Origin of the sequence: Mesorhizobium sp. AA23, from assembly GCF_001672435.1 — a bacterium.
Classification (GTDB): domain Bacteria; phylum Pseudomonadota; class Alphaproteobacteria; order Rhizobiales; family Rhizobiaceae; genus Mesorhizobium.
On sequence record NZ_LYTP01000028.1, the window covers coordinates 278,884 to 294,606 of the forward strand.

17 protein-coding genes are annotated in these 15,723 nt (G+C 64.2%); 1 reads left to right on the plus strand and 16 read right to left on the minus strand.

All coding sequences use genetic code 11. The features are described 5' to 3' along the window. Window positions 1-2: 2 nt before the first annotated feature. From A9K66_RS21075 to A9K66_RS21135, 14 genes are all read right to left on the minus strand, one after another. Window positions 3-734: a GXGXG domain-containing protein gene (locus tag A9K66_RS21075; RefSeq protein ID WP_067327760.1), complete on the minus strand. Its 732-nt coding sequence runs from the start codon at window positions 732-734 to the stop codon at window positions 3-5. Window positions 735-738: 4 nt separating this feature from the next. Next, window positions 739-1,635, minus strand: coding sequence for a glutamine amidotransferase family protein (locus tag A9K66_RS21080; protein ID WP_067327761.1), 897 nt, complete (start codon window positions 1,633-1,635; stop codon window positions 739-741). 84 nt (window positions 1,636-1,719) lie between these two features. After that, the gene (locus tag A9K66_RS21085; protein WP_067327762.1) at window positions 1,720-2,049 is read right to left on the minus strand and encodes a hypothetical protein; all 330 of its coding nucleotides are present in this window, start codon (window positions 2,047-2,049) and stop codon (window positions 1,720-1,722) included. Next, complete coding sequence (locus A9K66_RS21090) at window positions 2,046-2,735, minus strand: hypothetical protein (RefSeq protein ID WP_067327763.1); 690 nt, start codon at window positions 2,733-2,735, stop codon at window positions 2,046-2,048. The genes A9K66_RS21085 and A9K66_RS21090 overlap by 4 nt, the downstream gene beginning before the upstream one ends. 45 nt (window positions 2,736-2,780) lie before the next feature. Beyond that, a complete protein-coding gene (locus tag A9K66_RS21095; RefSeq protein WP_067327764.1) occupies window positions 2,781-4,184 on the minus strand; it encodes an amino acid permease in 1,404 nt (467 codons plus the stop codon). Window positions 4,185-4,198: 14 nt separating this feature from the next. Next, on the minus strand, window positions 4,199-4,360 hold the full coding sequence (locus A9K66_RS29740; RefSeq protein ID WP_082953998.1) for a hypothetical protein: 162 nt from the start codon (window positions 4,358-4,360) through the stop codon (window positions 4,199-4,201). Between the two features lie 15 nt (window positions 4,361-4,375). Beyond that, the gene (locus A9K66_RS21100) at window positions 4,376-4,753 is read right to left on the minus strand and encodes a hypothetical protein (protein ID WP_067327765.1); all 378 of its coding nucleotides are present in this window, start codon (window positions 4,751-4,753) and stop codon (window positions 4,376-4,378) included. Window positions 4,754-4,764: 11 nt separating this feature from the next. Continuing rightward, on the minus strand, window positions 4,765-5,052 hold the full coding sequence (locus A9K66_RS21105; protein ID WP_066988933.1) for a hypothetical protein: 288 nt from the start codon (window positions 5,050-5,052) through the stop codon (window positions 4,765-4,767). Window positions 5,053-5,352: 300 nt separating this feature from the next. Next, a complete protein-coding gene (locus tag A9K66_RS21110; RefSeq protein ID WP_067327766.1) occupies window positions 5,353-6,084 on the minus strand; it encodes a helix-turn-helix domain-containing protein in 732 nt (243 codons plus the stop codon). A 187-nt stretch (window positions 6,085-6,271) separates the two neighbouring features. Then, window positions 6,272-7,057 (minus strand): glucose 1-dehydrogenase, encoded by a 786-nt coding sequence (locus A9K66_RS21115; RefSeq protein WP_067327767.1) that lies wholly within the window; start codon window positions 7,055-7,057, stop codon window positions 6,272-6,274. 12 nt (window positions 7,058-7,069) lie between these two features. Further along, complete coding sequence (locus tag A9K66_RS21120) at window positions 7,070-7,834, minus strand: SDR family oxidoreductase (protein WP_067327768.1); 765 nt, start codon at window positions 7,832-7,834, stop codon at window positions 7,070-7,072. A 108-nt stretch (window positions 7,835-7,942) separates the two neighbouring features. Then, a complete protein-coding gene (locus A9K66_RS21125) occupies window positions 7,943-9,451 on the minus strand; it encodes a sugar ABC transporter ATP-binding protein (RefSeq protein WP_067327769.1) in 1,509 nt (502 codons plus the stop codon). Between the two features lie 27 nt (window positions 9,452-9,478). Next, window positions 9,479-10,417 carry a sugar ABC transporter substrate-binding protein gene (locus A9K66_RS21130; RefSeq protein ID WP_067327770.1) on the minus strand — a complete coding sequence of 313 codons (939 nt, stop codon included), beginning with the start codon at window positions 10,415-10,417 and terminating at the stop codon, window positions 9,479-9,481. A 113-nt stretch (window positions 10,418-10,530) separates the two neighbouring features. After that, window positions 10,531-11,517 (minus strand): ABC transporter permease, encoded by a 987-nt coding sequence (locus A9K66_RS21135; protein WP_066989390.1) that lies wholly within the window; start codon window positions 11,515-11,517, stop codon window positions 10,531-10,533. Window positions 11,518-11,756: 239 nt separating this feature from the next. Here A9K66_RS21135 and A9K66_RS21140 point away from each other — a divergent pair, with 239 nt between their 5' ends. Continuing rightward, window positions 11,757-12,719 carry a sugar-binding transcriptional regulator gene (locus tag A9K66_RS21140; protein WP_067327771.1) on the plus strand — a complete coding sequence of 321 codons (963 nt, stop codon included), beginning with the start codon at window positions 11,757-11,759 and terminating at the stop codon, window positions 12,717-12,719. Between the two features lies 1 nt (window position 12,720). On the opposite strand, the gene A9K66_RS21145 is transcribed toward A9K66_RS21140, so the two are convergent. Both A9K66_RS21145 and A9K66_RS21150 read right to left on the minus strand, forming a co-directional pair. Next, the gene (locus A9K66_RS21145) at window positions 12,721-14,208 is read right to left on the minus strand and encodes an FGGY family carbohydrate kinase (protein ID WP_067327772.1); all 1,488 of its coding nucleotides are present in this window, start codon (window positions 14,206-14,208) and stop codon (window positions 12,721-12,723) included. A 121-nt stretch (window positions 14,209-14,329) separates the two neighbouring features. After that, window positions 14,330-15,652: a homoserine dehydrogenase gene (locus A9K66_RS21150; protein ID WP_067327773.1), complete on the minus strand. Its 1,323-nt coding sequence runs from the start codon at window positions 15,650-15,652 to the stop codon at window positions 14,330-14,332. Between the last annotated feature and the right edge of the window lie 71 nt (window positions 15,653-15,723).

Consider the following 15,723-nt stretch of genomic DNA (forward strand, 5'->3'; position numbering starts at 1 on the left):
CCTCAATACGCGTCGGCGTTGTCGATATTGAAATTGTAGAGCTTCCGGGCCGAGCCGTAGCGCTTGAACTCCGAAGCTTCGACGTCGGTGACGCCGGCCTTGTCGAGCAGGCCCTGCAGCAGTTCGATATGCTCGGGCCGCATCTCCTTGGCGATGCAGTCGGCACCCAGGCTTTCGACCTTGCCGCGCACGAAGAGCCGCGCCTCATAGATGGAATCGCCGAGGGCGTCGCCGGCATCGCCCAGCACCACCAGATTACCGGACTGCGCCATGAAGGCCGACATGTGGCCGATATTGCCGTGCACGACGATATCGATGCCCTTCATCGAGATGCCGCAGCGCGAGGAAGCATTGCCCTCGATGACCAAGAGGCCGCCGCGGCCGGTGGCGCCGGCATACTGGCTGGCATCGCCTTTGACCACGATCGAGCCGGACATCATGTTCTCGCCGACGCCGGGGCCGGCCGAGCCATGCACGGTGATCGCGGCACCATCATTCATGCCGGCGCAGTAATAGCCGACGCTGCCGCGCACATCGATGCTGATCGGCTGGTCGACGCCGACGGCGACCGAATGGCTGCCTTTCGGGTTGAGCACTTCCCAAGCGGTCTCGTTCGAGCCGGGGGTCAGCTGATGAAGCGCCTGGTTCAGCTCGCGCAGCGACTGTTCTGCGAGGTCGAAGACCCTCGCATGGCCTTGCTCGCGCTGCGCCTTCGGCATGGGTGTTGCAGGCATGAACTCAATGCTCCCAGAAATAGACCGTTGCGGGCTCCGGCTCCCAGACCCTCGCATTGTCTATGCCGGGCAATTTTGTGAGCGCGCGATATTCCGAGCCAAACGCGACATACTGGTCGGTCTCGGCCATCACGGCCGGCTTGCAGGCGATCGGATCGCGCACAACGCCGAAGCCGTTCTTGGTCCCGACGACGAAGGTGAAAAAGCCGTCGAGGTCGGAGAGCGTGCCTTCGAGCGCTTCGCCGAGATTCTTGCCATGCGCCATCCTGTTGGAGAGATAGGCGGCCGCCACTTCCGTATCATTCTCCGTCTCGAAGGTCATACCTTCACGCACCAGCTCGCGGCGGACATTGTTGTGGTTGGAGAGCGAACCGTTGTGCACCAGGCACTGGTCGGCGCCGGTCGAGAAGGGATGCGCGCCCATCGTAGTGACCGCCGACTCCGTCGCCATGCGGGTGTGGCCGATGCCATGCGTGCCGGTCATCGAGCGCACGTCGAAGCGATCGACGACGGCTTCCGGCAGGCCGACTTCCTTGTAGATCTCGACCGCTTCGCCGGCGCCCATGATGCGGATATCGGGCCGAAGCGACTGCAGCGCCTCACGCGCGGCGTCGACCTTGTCGGGCGTGGTGCGGATAACCGCATGCGTCGACTTCACCGCGACGCTCACCGGCGCGCCGACCGCCTTGGCGAGCTCGACGTCGAGGCCGCGGAAATCGCGCTCGGGTTTCGGCGACTGCACGGTGATCTTGGCCTCGTTGCCGGTCGCCGCGCCATAGATGGCGATGCCGGCGCTGTCCGGACCGCGGTCGCTGAGCGAGATCAGCATCTCCGACAACATCGCGCCGAGCTTCGGCTCCAGCGTCTTGTCCTTGAGGAAAAGTCCGACGATTCCGCACATGTCAGCCTCCGACGTTTGTGGCTTCCAGATGGTGTACCGAATGAAATCCGCGAATTCAATGGTATGAAAGAAATTTTCCTCTGATTATATATCCGCCTTCGAGCCGCTTGTAGCGTTGTCGCCGTCCGGATGGCCGTGGGTCCATATCGCGTGGCGAATGCGCGCTATCGTGTAGGCATCGAGGATCGACAGCGCATAGATCAGGAACCCGCCGGCATGGCGACCGATGAAGCTGGCATCCGCCGGCGCCACCTTGGTTGTGACCCAGCCGAGGATCACCATGAAGAACAGGAACTGCAGGCCCCGCGCCGGCAAGCCGAGCATGACATGTCCGCTGCCCGGCAGGGCGATCGCGGAGGCCAGAACAAGATAAGGGTTCGAAGGCCGGGCGGCGGGTTCGGTGGCGTTGCTCATGCGGCCTGCCTCTCGCACTGGTTGATCGCGTCGCGAACCGAGGATGCGGCTCCGAGCAGTTTTTCGATCAATGCCGGATCGAGCCTCGCGTCGCCGAAAGCGGCTTGCCGGAACACACCGTAGCGCGCCCGATCGGCCTGGGCCAGCAGCCACACGATGCGCACGCCCTTCGGCGTGATCAGCAATTCCTTGGCGTGGCCTTCGGCAAAGATCCCGGCATGCGCGGCGATCACCTCCTGCGGGAAGACGACGCCTTTGCGGTTTGTCCGCAGCACCGCCTCGTCGGGGAACGCCGCCGTCTTCGGAAGGGTGTGTTCGAGATGGTCGAAATTGGAGAAGGTCGTCGGCGATCCCGGCCGCATCATCATATCGAAAACACCGGGCACCGCGACAGGCTCGGTGATCGACACGCTGAGCCAGCGCGCGGGAAGCTTCCTGGTTGCGAGCGTGTCGACGATGGTGCGCACCTGCGCGCGCTCGCCGTTATGCGAACCCGCCCAGGTAGCGACGCCGGCCGTGCCGTTGGAGACGTCGATCGCGTCGCGAATGACGGCGCGAACGGCGGCCTCGTCGTTGGCGAGCGCCGCCCTGGCCCTGTTGCGGCTGGAGCGCGCAAGCCAGGCAAGGTGAAGGACGACCGCAAATACGATCGCCCCGGCAAACAAGACTGACGTCAACTCAGACATCTCGATACGCCAAGACCCGCCGCCAAGCGGCGGGTCTTTTTCCGTTCAATAGCCCTGCGGCTTCGGCCAGGGCATGGTGAACTGGTCGCCGCGGCGCACGAACTTGTAGCGGTAGAAGTGGAACCACAGCGAGATCAGGAAGTAGAAGGCGATCATCGCGATCAGCTGCGAGCCGAAGCCGAGGAAGATGGCGAAGAAGGTCACCACGCACAGGCAGAACAGCACGATCGCCGGCAGCGGATGGAAGGGATGCGTGTAGCCACGGCGGATCGAGCCGAGCGGCCACTTCTTGCGGAACATCATGATGTTGATGCTCATGAAGGTGTATTGCAGCACGCCCGACAGGATCGAGAAGGTGATCGCCTGGTTGAGATCGGCGATGAAGGCGAAGGCCAGCGCGATCGGCAGCAGGAACAGGATCGACCGATAGGGCGTGCGATACTTCGGATGCACCGCCGAGAACCAGCTCGGCAGGTAGCGGTCGCGGCCGAGCGAGAACCAGGCGCGGGCGGCGTCATTGATGCAGCCATTGGCCGAGGCAAGGGCTGCAAGCAGCGTCGCGATGAAGAGCAGGTTCTCGAGCAGCGGGCTGCCGGTCAGCTTGCCGGCGTCCCAGAGCGGATAATAGGTGATGCCGAGATATTCCCACGGCATCAGCGAGGCGCAGACATACCAGGTCATGGCGGCGGCGATCAGAAGCGTGATCATGCCGGCCATCGTGCCATAGGGCAGGGAACGCGCCGGCGAGCGCACTTCCTCGGCCGCTTGCGTGGTGCCCTCGATGCCGAGATAGTACCAGATGCCGAACTGGAAGGCGGCGATCACGCCGATCCAGCCATAGGGCAGCGCGTTGCCGGGAGTGACCAGTTCGTTGAGCTTCAGCACCGCCCCTTGCGTCCATGGACTGACCGAAAAGAACAGGATGACGATCGAGATATAGGCGATCGCCGTGATGACGAAGTTGACGTTGAGCGTCATCAGCACGCCGCGATAGTTGAGCCATGCCAGCACGACGATGGTGGCGGCGATGAAGGAATTGTGGGTCAATCCCTCGACACCTGCTTTGGCAACGATGGTGTCGCCGAGCAGGATCGCATCCGAGACTTCGAGCATCGTGTAGGCAAAGACCAGGAACAGCGCGACGTTGAAAGCCATCAGTGGCCCGACGATGTGCTTGGCCTGCGCGTACTGGCCGCCGGCGGCGGCGACCGTCGACGTCACTTCCGAATCGATCATGGCGACCGAGGTGTAGAGCAGTCCGACGATCCAGCAGACGATCAGCGCGGCGAGCGCGCCGCCCTTGTCGGCGGCAAAATTCCAGCCGGTGAACTCGCCGACCAGCACGATGCCGACGCCGAGCGCCCAGACATGGGCGGGGCCGAGCACGCGTAGCAGCGAGACCCGGTCGCCGTGGACCACCGTTTCTCTCGTTTCAACCGCGACTGTCATTGGTGAGGCTCCACTCAGATCCGGTGCTTTTCGGAGACGGCTTCAAGCTCGCCTTCGCGCGAGGAGGTCAGCGTCTCCTCGGAATAGGTCGTGTCGACCTTGAACCAGTCGTAGAGCATCCACAGCGCGAGCAGGATCGAGATGCCCCAACATGCGTAAGAGACTGTCATCCACATGATCGTGTTCCCGGGTTACTTGCCGTCGAACTTCTCGTTGATCACCTCGCGATATTCGCGATCGGAGGCGCGGAACAGGAAGACGAAATAGGCGATCAGCACCACCGCCATGATGATCAGCGTCGGCCAGTCGATGATGTAGTGGAAGCGGTTCTGGATGATGTCGTGGGCGGTCTCCGGCGTGTAGCCGAGCTTTTCCCAGATCGAGGCCATGGTCGCGTTCTGGCCGAGCGCTTCCCAGGTCTTGGCGTCGAGCACGTCGATCGATTTCGCAGCACCCGCGAGGCCGAGTTTCAGCGGCAACCAAAGCGCCACGAAAATGGCGACGACGACGACGGCGATGTCGAAGACCTGACCGGCCTTGCTCTGCTCCGGCGGAATGTAGCGGGACATGCTTTTTCCCTTCAGGACTGGCGGTTGCGGAACGCATCGGCGTTCTTGATGTCGAGGCCGTAGATGAAATCCTTGTCTTCCTTGTAGTGGTTGAGCATCGCCAGGATGGCGGCGGTGTTGAAGATCAGCACCGCGGCCGCGGCGATCACCACCACGAGCTTGATCCCGCTGTCGGGGATGTAGGCCCAGGTCATCAAGAGGACGAAGAGGATCGTCGCCCAAAGGCAGACGATCAGGAGCACGGATCCGCGCACGTCGGAACGGTACAGCGCTTCGATGCGCTGCTTAAGGTCGGACATCGGTTTTTCCCCTTTTCTCGACGTCCGGCCCCGCAATCGACCGGGCGTCCACTCTTTCAACAGAGTGAAATTTTTTTCATAAGTTCTGCCCGAACCGCGAAGTTGTCAAGCCGGTTTTCCGTTCGGTAAACGGTTTGGGGGTCCGCCGCAGGATTGCCTGTGGATAAAACTATTTGCCTGCAGGAAAATTACCGCGGACGGCACAACGCCGGCACGAGCTGGTGGAAATGCCACGGAAATGCTTCGCGAGGTCGGACCTTCGACGAATGCGTCACCGAACGATGTCCGGGTTCGGGTTGGTCAGGTCGTGCTGTTCTGCGGATAGCAGATGATGGAGAGATAGCGCATCGGCAGCTGTGTCAGTTCTTCCGGCCCATGCGGCGCATCGGCGTCGAAGAACAGGCTGTCGCCCGGCTTCATCGGATAGAGATTGCTGCCGTGCCGGTATACGACCTCGCCCTCGAGCATATAGAGGAACTCCATACCCGCATGCTGGAAGGTCGGGAACACGTCGGAGTCCTCGGTCAGCGTGATCAGATAGGGCTCCACCACCACGCCGCTGGTGTTGGCGCCGATATGGCCGAGCAGATTGTACTGGTGGCCGGCGCGTGTGCCGCGCCGCTCGACGTCGACGCCTTCGCCGGCCTTGACGAAGACGGCGGCGCGCTCTTCCTCGAAGCGGCGGAAGAAGGCGGTGACCGGCACGCCGAGCGCCCGCGACAGCGCCTGCAGCGTGGTTAGCGACGGCGAGGTGATGCCGTTCTCGATCTTCGACAGCATGCCCAGCGAAATGTCGGTGGCGGCCGCGAGATCGGCGACGGTGATGCCCAGCTTCTTGCGGAAGGCGCGCACCTCATGGCCGATCGCCACCTCCAGCACTTTCTCGCGCGTGTCGCGGACGGCGTGCGGATTCTGCGTCAGCGGCGCGCGGATGGTTCGCACGGTTCGCCCGTCCGCCGAGACGCTCTTCGGCAACGGCTTGGCTTGGGCGCTAGCGCTGGAAGGCTTGGTGTCGGTCGTCTTCTTTGCCATGGCGCCCTCAACTTTCCGCCGATTTATTTCACTCGAGGTGAACATATTCGGTGGCGATACAGGAGCGCAATCACGGCGGCAAGCCGTCTTATGTCGCAGAACCTGCGATGAAATCGGCTGTCGCGACCCGGCTGCCTGGGTCGCAGTGAGGCTGGCGCCGCGGTCACTCAACGCATCGCAGGCCTTCTCACGACATGATCAGGCCGCCGTCGACATTGATGGTCTGTCCAGTGATGTAGGCCGCGTCATCGCTGGCGAGAAAGCTGACGAGGCCTGAGACGTCTTCGCCGCTGCCGGCGCGGCCCATCGGGATGTTCTTCACCCATTCCGCCATCAGCTCGCCCGGCTTGTAGTCGCCGAGCAGCTTGCCCCATGCGGTGTCGTTATAGGCCCACATGTCGGTATCGATGATGCCGGGGCAGATGGCGTTGACGGTGATCTTTTCCTTGGCCACTTCCTTGGCCAGGCTCTGCGTGATGCCGACAACCCCGAACTTCGACGCGGCGTAATGCGGCGTGTAGATGAAACCCTGCCGCGCCTGGCCGGACGCGGTATTGATCAGCCGGCCGCCTTGGCCGTGCTTGCGCATGCGCGCGATCGCTTCCTGGCAGCACAGGAACACGCCTTTCGTGTTCACCGCCATCACCTTGTCCCACTCGGATTCCGTCATCGCCTCGATTTTGGCGATGGTGATGACGCCGGCGTTCTGCACCGAAATGTCGACCCGACCGAATTCATTCTCCGCGAGATCGTAAAGCGCTTCGACCTCGTCCTTCTTCGTCACGTCCATGCGCATCGAGGCGACCTTCGCGCCCGCAGCCTTCAGGCCGGCGGCGACCTCGTCGACGCGCGGATCAATGGCGCTGATCACGACCGCCGCACCTTCCGCCGCGAAACGCCTCGCCATGGCCGCACCGATGCCGCCGCTGGCGCCTGTGACGATTGCCGTCTTTCCTTCGAAACGCTTCTGCACTTTTTCTTTCTCCTACCAGCAGACGAAGCCGCCATCGACGATGAGGTCGATGCCGGTGACGAAGCTCGCGGCCCGGCTCGCCAGGAACACGGTCGGCCCGACCATTTCCTCAGGCCTCGCCATGCGGCCCATCGGCGTGTCGCGCTCGAAGATCTTGACCTGCTCGGCGACCTCCGGCCGCATGTTCATCGGCGTCAGCGTGTAGCCGGGGCTCACCACATTGACGCGCAGGCCGCGATCGGCCCACTCCATGGCGAGGCTCTTCGACATGTGGATCACCGCCGCCTTGGACGAATTATAGTGCGCCTGCGTCAGGCCGCGGTTGACGATCGAGCCGGACATCGAGGCGATGTTGATGATAGAGCCTTTGCGGCGGGGCAGCATGACGCGCGCCTCGGCCTGGCAGGACAGGAACACGCCGCTGACATTGACGTCGTAGAGCTTCTGCCACTTCTCCATCGGCAGCGTCTCGGCGGGTTCGGCACCGGCGACGCCGGCATTGTTGACCGCGATCGTCAGCGCGCCGAGTTCCTTTTCGACGCGTTCGACCGTTGCCGCGAGATCGCTCTGCGATGTGACAGTTCCGGTCAGCACCAGCGCCTTGCGGCCGAGCGCCCTGATCTTGTCGGCCGTGTCTTCCAGCCCGCCCTTCGAGCTGTGGCCGAAACAGGCGACATCGGCGCCGGCTTCCGCCAGACCGATGGCGATCGCTTGACCGATGCCGCTGCCGGCGCCCGTCACCAGCGCCACGTCGCCATCAATATCGAACAGTTTCATCTTTCTCCCTCTCCCTGAAAGAAGGGGCGCCAGCCCTGCTGGCGCCCCGCGCGGTCCGGTGCTTGGGAGGCTATCACCTGCTGCGCTTTATTCCCATCTGCCGTGCCCTCAGCTCGTGGCGAGTTCCATCACGGCGACATTGCTTGCTTCGTCGCGATCGAGGATGCCGCGCTGGCGGCCGCGGCTCAGCACCAGAACCCGGTGCGAAAGCCCCAGCACCTCCTCGAGATCCGAGCTCACCACCACCACGGCCATGCCCGAGCGGGCAAGGTCGGCGATGACATCGTAGATCGCCGCGCGGGCGCCAACGTCGATGCCGCGCGTCGGCTCATCGAGGATGAACACCTTGGGCGGCCGCGACACCCATTTGGCGATGATCACCTTCTGCTGGTTGCCGCCGGAAAGTTTTGAGACCGCCTGGTTCGGCCGACCCTTGACGCCGAGCCTCGATATGCCGGCCTCGGCGAACCTCTGAACCGCTTTGGGAAACACCCAGCCCTTCGGTGCGACATGATCGAAATTGCCGATGGCGAGGTTCTCGCCGATCGTCTGCTCCAATACGACGCCCTGTTCCTTGCGGTCCTCCGGCACCAGCACGACGCCGGCCCTGATCGCCGCCGCGGGGCCGCTGAGATGAACAGGCTGGCCCGCCACCCGCACCGCGCCGGACGAGATTGGATCGGCGCCGGCGATCGCGCTGACCAGTTCGGTGCGGCCGGCGCCGATCAGCCCGGCGATGCCCAGGATTTCGCCCGATTTCACCGCGAACGAAACATTGTTGAAGCTGCGCTCCGGCGAGGACAGGTTCTCGACTTCGAGCACTGTCTCGGTGCCCGGCGCCGACAGCTTCGGGAACATGCGTTCGACGCTGCGTCCGACCATCTGCTCGACGACCGTGCGCACGGGGATGTCGGCGCGCTCGTGCCGGGCGACGATGCGGCCGTCGCGCATTACCACCACACGGTCGGCGATCTGAGCGATCTCGTCCAGCCGGTGGCTGATATAGATGAAGGACATGCCTTCGGCCTTGAGCTTGCGGATTTGCTTGAACAGCAGCTCCGTCTCCTCGCCGCCGAGCGCGGCGGTCGGTTCGTCGAGGATCAGAAGCTCGGCATTCAGCGTCAGCGCCTTGGCGATCTCCACCTGCTGCTGTGCCGCGACGCGCAGCGTGCGTACCTTGCGCTCCGGCGAGACGTCGAGGCCGAGGCGCTTCAATTGCGCCGAGGCCTTCGCGTTCATGGTTGCCCGGTCGATGCGGCCGCCCCGCATCGGCAGCCGCCCGACATAGACATTCTCCGCCACCGATAGGTCCGGCAGCAGCTTCAATTCCTGATGGATCATGCCGACGCCGGCCTCGATGGCCGCGGCGGGATTGGCGGGGGAATAGGGCTTCCCCCGCCAGATGATGGTGCCGGCATCAGGCTTGGTCGAACCGGCGATGATGTTGGACACCGTCGACTTCCCGGCACCGTTCTCGCCGAGCAGCGCCACGACCTCGCCCGGCCGCACCTCGAAGCTCGCATCGGCCAGGACCTGCACCGGTCCGTAGCTCTTGCAGAGGCCGTTGACGAAGAGCCCGTTATGCGGGCCTTCGCTATGGCGAGGTTCAGTGGACATCGTGGCGCTCTCTCAACGGTTGCCGCCTTACGGATGCTTCTCGATGAATTGCGAGACATTGTCCTTGGTGGTCAGCGTCGCGTCCTGCAGTTGCTCGGCCGGCAGCTTTTCGCCCGCCACGATCTTGATCGCCGAGTCGACGGCTAGCCGGCCCATGCCCTGCGTCTGCTGGGTCGCGGTGACGTCAAACACGCCGTCCTTCAGCGCCTTGAGCGCCGCAACGTCGCCGTCGAAGCCGGCGATCCAGACCTTGTGGTCGGGGTTGGCGACCTTGACCGCCTGCGCGGCGCCCAGAGCCAGCGCGTCGGCCTGGCCGAAGATGATCGAGACATTCGGATGGGCCTGCAGCAGGTCCTGCGCCAGCTTGAAGCCTTCGTCCTGGTGCCACTGATCGCTCCAGAGCTCGCCGACCACCTTGATGTCCGGGTAGGCCTTGAGCGCCTCGCCGCAGCCCTTGGAGCGGTCGACTTCCGGCGTCGTGCCCTTCTGGCCATGGATGATCACCATCTCGCCCTTGCCGCCGGCCTGCTTGGCGATGTAGTCGCACACGCCCTTGGCCGAGTTGACGCTGTCAGTGGCGATGAAGGTGTCGCCGGGCGCGCCGTCGGCGTTGCGGTCGACATTGACCACCGGGATGCCGGCGGCCTTCGCGGTCTTGGTCGGCACGGTCGCGGCGGTGGCGCCGGCCGGGATATAGATCAGCGCGTCGATGTTCTGGGTGACGAGGTCCTGCACCTGGCTGACCTGCGTGGCCGAATCGCCCTTGGCGTCGACGGTGATGACCTCGATGCCCTTCTCCTTGGCATAGGCTTCGACCGACTGCTTGATCTGGTTGAAGAAGTCCGCCTGCAGATTGGCGACGGCAAGGCCGAGCTTCTTGGCGTCCTTGGCCGAGGCGGCATCGGACAGGCCGAGCAGCGGGACGATGGCCGCGGCCGCAAGCAGCAGTGAACGTTTGGTCAGCATGTTTTTCCTCCGTTGGTGTTCAATCTGTCAGCCTGCGCATCGCGGCGCCCTCGGCCGGACAGTCCCAGTCTCGGATCGACCGATCCGTTCCGCCCGGACATCCGGGCGAATTCCTATTGGCGGCGCCGCCGCCAGGTATCGGTGGCAACCGCCAGCGCGATCACCACGCCGATCACCACCTGCTGGATGAAGGGTGACACGCCGAGCAGGTTGAGGCCGTTGCGCAGCACGCCGATGATGAGGACGCCGATCGCCGTGCCGCCGATCGAGCCGATGCCGCCGGAAAGGCTGGCGCCGCCGATCACCACCGCGGCGATCGTGTCGAGCTCGTAGCCGACGCCCGAACTCGGCTGCACGGAATCGAGCCGGGCCGCGAGCACGATGCCGGCCAGTCCCGCCAGCAGTGCGCAGATTGCGTAGACCCAGTTGGTCAGCGACTTCACCGGAATGCCGGAGAGGCGGGCAACCTCGGCGCTGCCGCCGATCGCGTAGAGGCTGCGGCCGGTGGCGCGGTAATTGAGGAAGATCGCGAAGACGATCGCCAGCACGATCATCAGCCCGACGGTGACCGACAGGAAGCCGAAATGGCGCACGATCGAGAGGTTGGTGAACCAGTCGGGAAAGCCGACGATCTGCGAGCCGTCGGTGATCATGTTGGCGAGGCCGCGCGCCACCGACATCATGGCAAGCGTCGCGATGAAGGGCGGCAGTTTCGTCACCGTCACCAGCAGGCCCGACACCAGGCCGCAGAGGGCGGCGACGACGAGCGCCGCGGCGATGCCCGCCGGGACGCCGAGATTGAGATAGTCGGGATAGGCGACATAGCCCATCACCATCGAGGCCAGCGCCAGCACCGAGCCGACGGAAAGGTCGATGCCGCCGATCAGGATGACCAGCGTCATGCCGATCGCCATGATGCCGAGCACGGTCACCTGGTCGAGCACGTTGAGGATGTTGCGTACCGTAAGGAAGGTGTCGGTGGTCAGCGCCAGCGCCAGGCACAGCAGCACCAGCCCGATCAGCGGTCCCATCGTGCCGGCAAACAGCGCCGAAAGCTTCGCACCGGAAGCGGCCTGCGCGGCGCCGGTGCCAGCCTTCAACTCGCTCGTCTCGTTGCTCACGGCCACTTCGTCTCCTCCGTCAGCGGGCAGGCGTGCCTTGCCTTCCGCTCTTGTTCACCAGGCATCCTCCCTTGTGAACAATTTATCTTTGAACTGCAATTTTGTTCAGCTAAAACGTTCATCAGAAAATTGTCAAGTGCCGCGCAGCCATTCGGCGGCAGTTTGCGTGAACCGACAGTTTGCCATAGGGAAGTCGAGCGCATACGGAGGCATAAAGCATGGCGGTGATCGAGAACGACAGGGTCTCGCGTTTTCCGGATGCCGAGCTCAAGGCCCGAGCCGCCTGGCACTATTATGTCGAAGGGCTGACGCAGGAGCGGATCTCGGAGATCCTCGGCGTCGGCCGTATCAAGGTGCACCGGATTCTGTCGGCCGCGCGCGAGGAGGGCGTCGTCCAGTTCCGCATTCGCGACAGCGTCGTCGAATGCGTGCAGCTGGAGGAACGCCTGAAGCAGCGCTTCGGCCTCAGCCAGGCGGTGGTCGTGCCGTCGGCTGCCGACAGGAGCAACGCGCCGCTGATGATCGGCCATGCCGCCGCCGCCTATCTCGCCGACAACGTCAATGCGGGCGACGTTATCGCACTGGGTTGGGGCAGGACGCTGAAATTCGCCATCAACGAATTGCCCAGGCGGCCGATCGCCAGGACCACGGTGGTCTCGATGCTTGGCGGCCTCACCCATGCGCAGCCGCTCAATCCGACCGAGAGCGCCTGGGAATTCGCTGAGAAGATCGGCGCCGAATGCTATCTGCTGCCCGTGCCCGTCTATGCCGACAGGCCGGAGCAGCGCGATGCCTTCATGAGCCAGCGCAGCGTCCAGGATGTGGTCTTTAGGGCGCGGCGCGCCAACATCGCCGTGCTCAGCGTCGGCTCCTTTTCCAACGACAGCCCGATCGCCAATTACGGTTTCATCAAGCCCAGCGAATTGGAGGAATTGCAGGCGGCGGGCGCGGTCGGCGATATCCTCTGCCACTTCATCGATGCCGAGGGCCGCATCGTTGACCATGAGGTCAACCGCCGCGTCTGCGCCTACCCGCTGCAGGATCTCTCCGACATTCCGACCACCATCCTGGTGTCGGGCGGGCGGGAGAAGATCGCCGTCATGCGCGCCGCACTTGCGAATACGAAGGTCTCGGTGCTGATCACCGACGAAGACGCGGCCAAGGGGCTGCTTAGCCGGTAGTTCAGGTAATCGCGCCGAGCCGCGTGTGGATATCGCGTGTCGCGTGATAGAGATCACGATAGACTTCTTTGCGTGCGCGGTAGGTCGGAACAAGCGCCTCGACAGGATCGACCTGGCGTGCCGGCCGTGCCGCCATCGCCTTTGCCGCTTCTTCCGGTGACGCGAACCAGCCGATTGCCGAGGCCGCGAGCATGGCGGCTCCCAGCGCCGCTGCTTCGTTGACCGGCGAGACGAAGAGCGGGCGCTCGAGCACGCTCGCCATGATTTCCATCAGCAGTGCGCAATTGGTGCCGCCGCCGGCCGCGATCATCGCGTCGGCCTTGCCGGTCTGTTCCTCCATAGCCTCGGTGGCGATCGCCTGCTCCAGCGCTATGCCCTCCAGCACCGCGCGGAAGAGATGCTTTGGCTCGTGATCGAGCGACAGGCCGACGATGGCGCCGCGCGCCGAGCCGTCCCAGTAAGGGCTCATGACGCCGGCCCAATAGGGCATGACGAGCAATCCGTCGCTGCCTGGCGCGACGTCCTTCGCAGCCTTCTCCAGCACCGCGGCCGAAGGCGCGCCGGTAGTGCGCACGATCCAGTCGACCAACTGCATGCCGGAACGCAGCACCGTCTCCAGCATGAAGCCGGAGCCGGTCGGCGAAACCAGCGTGCGGAATGCATCCGACGTTGTCACCGTACCGGAATAATTTCCGCTGACGACGCCTGAGCCCAACGACAGATAGCTTTTGCCGGGCCCGTAGACTCCCATGCCGAGGCCCATCGCCTGGCCGTCTCCGGCGCCCGCAATAACCGGCGTGCCGGCCTTCAGGCCGATCGCCGCCGCGACGCTTTCCGACAACGTGCCGCAGACCGCGCCAGGGGCTGCGAGCTCCGGCAGTTGCTCCGGCCGCAGTCCCGCCGCCTCGACCAGCCTCGGGTGCCAGACGCCATGCGCTATGTCCAGCAGGCCGAGCGGATCGGCGCTCGCCGTGCTGGTGACGAGTCGCCCGGTGAGCCGGTGGACGAAGAAGGCGTGCACGTCGACCAGCGCGGCCGCTTCCGCCAGCGTTTGCGGCCGGTGCTCCGTCAGCCAGGCCAAAGCGTAGAGCGCCGGCGTCGGGTCCGGCGGCTTGCCGCTCCAGTCGCGGATCGCCTCGCGGCCGAGTTCTTCCGAAAGCCGCGCCACCTGGCGGCGGGCGCGTTCGTCGAGCCACAATATGGCGGGGATGAGCGGCTTGCCGGCGTTGTCGATCAGCGTGAAGCTCTCGCGCTGGTGCGCGATTGAGATGGCTTTAACGCGTGAGGCATCGATTGCCTTGGCGACGTGTTGCAGCGCCGACAGCAGCGCCGCCCACCAATGCTCGGCCTCCTGCTCGAAATGGCCGGGCGCCGGATTGGACAGCGGATAGGTTTCGCGTGCCTGGAAAAGCTCCGAGCCGTCGCGCGCGAAAGCGATCGCCTTCACGGCGGTCGTCGAGGCGTCGATCCCGATTACCACATCGTCCATCAGGCTGGGATCCGGAGGGTTAGAGCATGTCGCGCAAAAGTGTGCAGCGGTTTTGCGAAAACGACATGCATAAAAAAGGACCTAAAGCGCGTCGCCTGGATCCGATCCCGCGCGACGCGCTTTAGGCCGCGTTGGTTACGAACCGTCCGTCCGACTGGTCGAGACGACGGCGGATCTGGGTTATCACCATCGAATCGTCGGGTACACAGTTTTCATAGGTCAGGAAGTCGCCGGCCTTGACCGGCTTCACCACCTTGGCACGTTCAGCAAGCCCGAGCGGCAGCGCGCCCTTGGCGCGCGCGTCTTCCCAGGTCATGGCGAAGCCGCGGTAGTCGTTCTCGCCGATCATGCCGAGCGACTGGCCGGTGCCGAGACTGGTCTTGGCCACCGCCACCGCCTCGGCCACGGGATGGTCGAGCGGTTCCATGTCGGCGCGCTTGTAGACCACGGCGCGCGCCGCCGACAGCGGCACTTCCAGGCTGGTGAGGTGATAGGGCCGGAAGATCGTGAAATAGGGGCCCCTGCCGACCTTGAGGTCGATCATTCGCTCCAGCACGCGCGGATGCTTGGTTTCGATGATGCAGAACACCCCGGGCGCGACGCCCTTGCCGATCGAATAGTCGACAACGCCCTTGCGATGAAGCACGCCGCCATCCTCGCGCGGGCAGAGCACGCTGGCGAGTTCTTCTAGCGTCGCGGTAGGGCCGTGCATGCCTGGCACGTCGGGCACCAGTCCCGTCGCGTTGGCGATCGCCACCATCTCGATTGCCGTCTTCGAGCCGTCGACGAACTCGACCAGCATGCGCGCATTCATGTTGCGCTCGGCCGCCTCCTTCTCGTAGTCGGCCGGCACGGCGTCGAACTTCAGCGGATTGTTCTTGCCCTTGCCGGCGGCAACGATGTTGAAGCCGAGGCTTCTGGCGAAGCCGATGATCTCCAGCGTGCAGGCAGGCTCGTCGCCCGCCGCACCTGTGTAGACGACGCCGGCCTTGCGCGCCTCTTCCTTCAGAAATCGGCCGATCGTGATGTCGGCCTCGACATTTAGCATGACGATATGCTTGCCGTTCTTCATCACCTCGAGCGCAAACAGCGTGCCGATATTGGGATTTCCGGTTGCGTCGATGATCACGTCGATGCGGCCGGCGGCGGCGAGCGCATGCAGGTCCTCGGTGACCGCGATCTTGCCGCCCTCGATGGCGCGATCAATGGCCGGGGCATTGGGCGCCTGCACAATATCGGAACGATCATGGCCGGCCAGCAGCGCCGCATCGATCGCCGCCTGCGGCCTGACCTCCGAAATGGCGCCGATGCGCATGCCCGGCATGAGTGCGACCTGAACGACGATATCTGTTCCCATCTGTCCGGCGCCGGCGAGACCGATGGTGATCGGTCCTTGTTTCTCAGCGCGCTGCAGGAGTTCCGCTGCGAATTGCGGATGGGACATGTTCGCTTCCTCCGGTCCTTGGCGCCGCCCGCGCCGCGATCACTCTTTGAACATTCCTATGACCGTTTGAA

Bases quoted from the DNA above. Each gene is read 5' to 3' on its own strand.
- A9K66_RS21075 (WP_067327760.1), bottom strand. From the start codon at position 734: ATGCCTGCAACACCCATGCCGAAGGCGCAGCGCGAGCAAGGCCATGCG.
- A9K66_RS21080 (WP_067327761.1), bottom strand. From the start codon at position 1,635: ATGTGCGGAATCGTCGGACTTTTCCTCAAGGACAAGACGCTGGAGCCG.
- A9K66_RS21085 (WP_067327762.1), bottom strand. From the start codon at position 2,049: ATGAGCAACGCCACCGAACCCGCCGCCCGGCCTTCGAACCCTTATCTT.
- A9K66_RS21090 (WP_067327763.1), bottom strand. From the start codon at position 2,735: ATGTCTGAGTTGACGTCAGTCTTGTTTGCCGGGGCGATCGTATTTGCG.
- A9K66_RS21095 (WP_067327764.1), bottom strand. From the start codon at position 4,184: ATGACAGTCGCGGTTGAAACGAGAGAAACGGTGGTCCACGGCGACCGG.
- A9K66_RS29740 (WP_082953998.1), bottom strand. From the start codon at position 4,360: ATGTGGATGACAGTCTCTTACGCATGTTGGGGCATCTCGATCCTGCTC.
- A9K66_RS21100 (WP_067327765.1), bottom strand. From the start codon at position 4,753: ATGTCCCGCTACATTCCGCCGGAGCAGAGCAAGGCCGGTCAGGTCTTC.
- A9K66_RS21105 (WP_066988933.1), bottom strand. From the start codon at position 5,052: ATGTCCGACCTTAAGCAGCGCATCGAAGCGCTGTACCGTTCCGACGTG.
- A9K66_RS21110 (WP_067327766.1), bottom strand. From the start codon at position 6,084: ATGGCAAAGAAGACGACCGACACCAAGCCTTCCAGCGCTAGCGCCCAA.
- A9K66_RS21120 (WP_067327768.1), bottom strand. From the start codon at position 7,834: ATGAAACTGTTCGATATTGATGGCGACGTGGCGCTGGTGACGGGCGCC.
- A9K66_RS21125 (WP_067327769.1), bottom strand. From the start codon at position 9,451: ATGTCCACTGAACCTCGCCATAGCGAAGGCCCGCATAACGGGCTCTTC.
- A9K66_RS21130 (WP_067327770.1), bottom strand. From the start codon at position 10,417: ATGCTGACCAAACGTTCACTGCTGCTTGCGGCCGCGGCCATCGTCCCG.
- A9K66_RS21140 (WP_067327771.1), top strand. From the start codon at position 11,757: ATGGCGGTGATCGAGAACGACAGGGTCTCGCGTTTTCCGGATGCCGAG.
- A9K66_RS21145 (WP_067327772.1), bottom strand. From the start codon at position 14,208: ATGGACGATGTGGTAATCGGGATCGACGCCTCGACGACCGCCGTGAAG.
- A9K66_RS21150 (WP_067327773.1), bottom strand. From the start codon at position 15,652: ATGTCCCATCCGCAATTCGCAGCGGAACTCCTGCAGCGCGCTGAGAAA.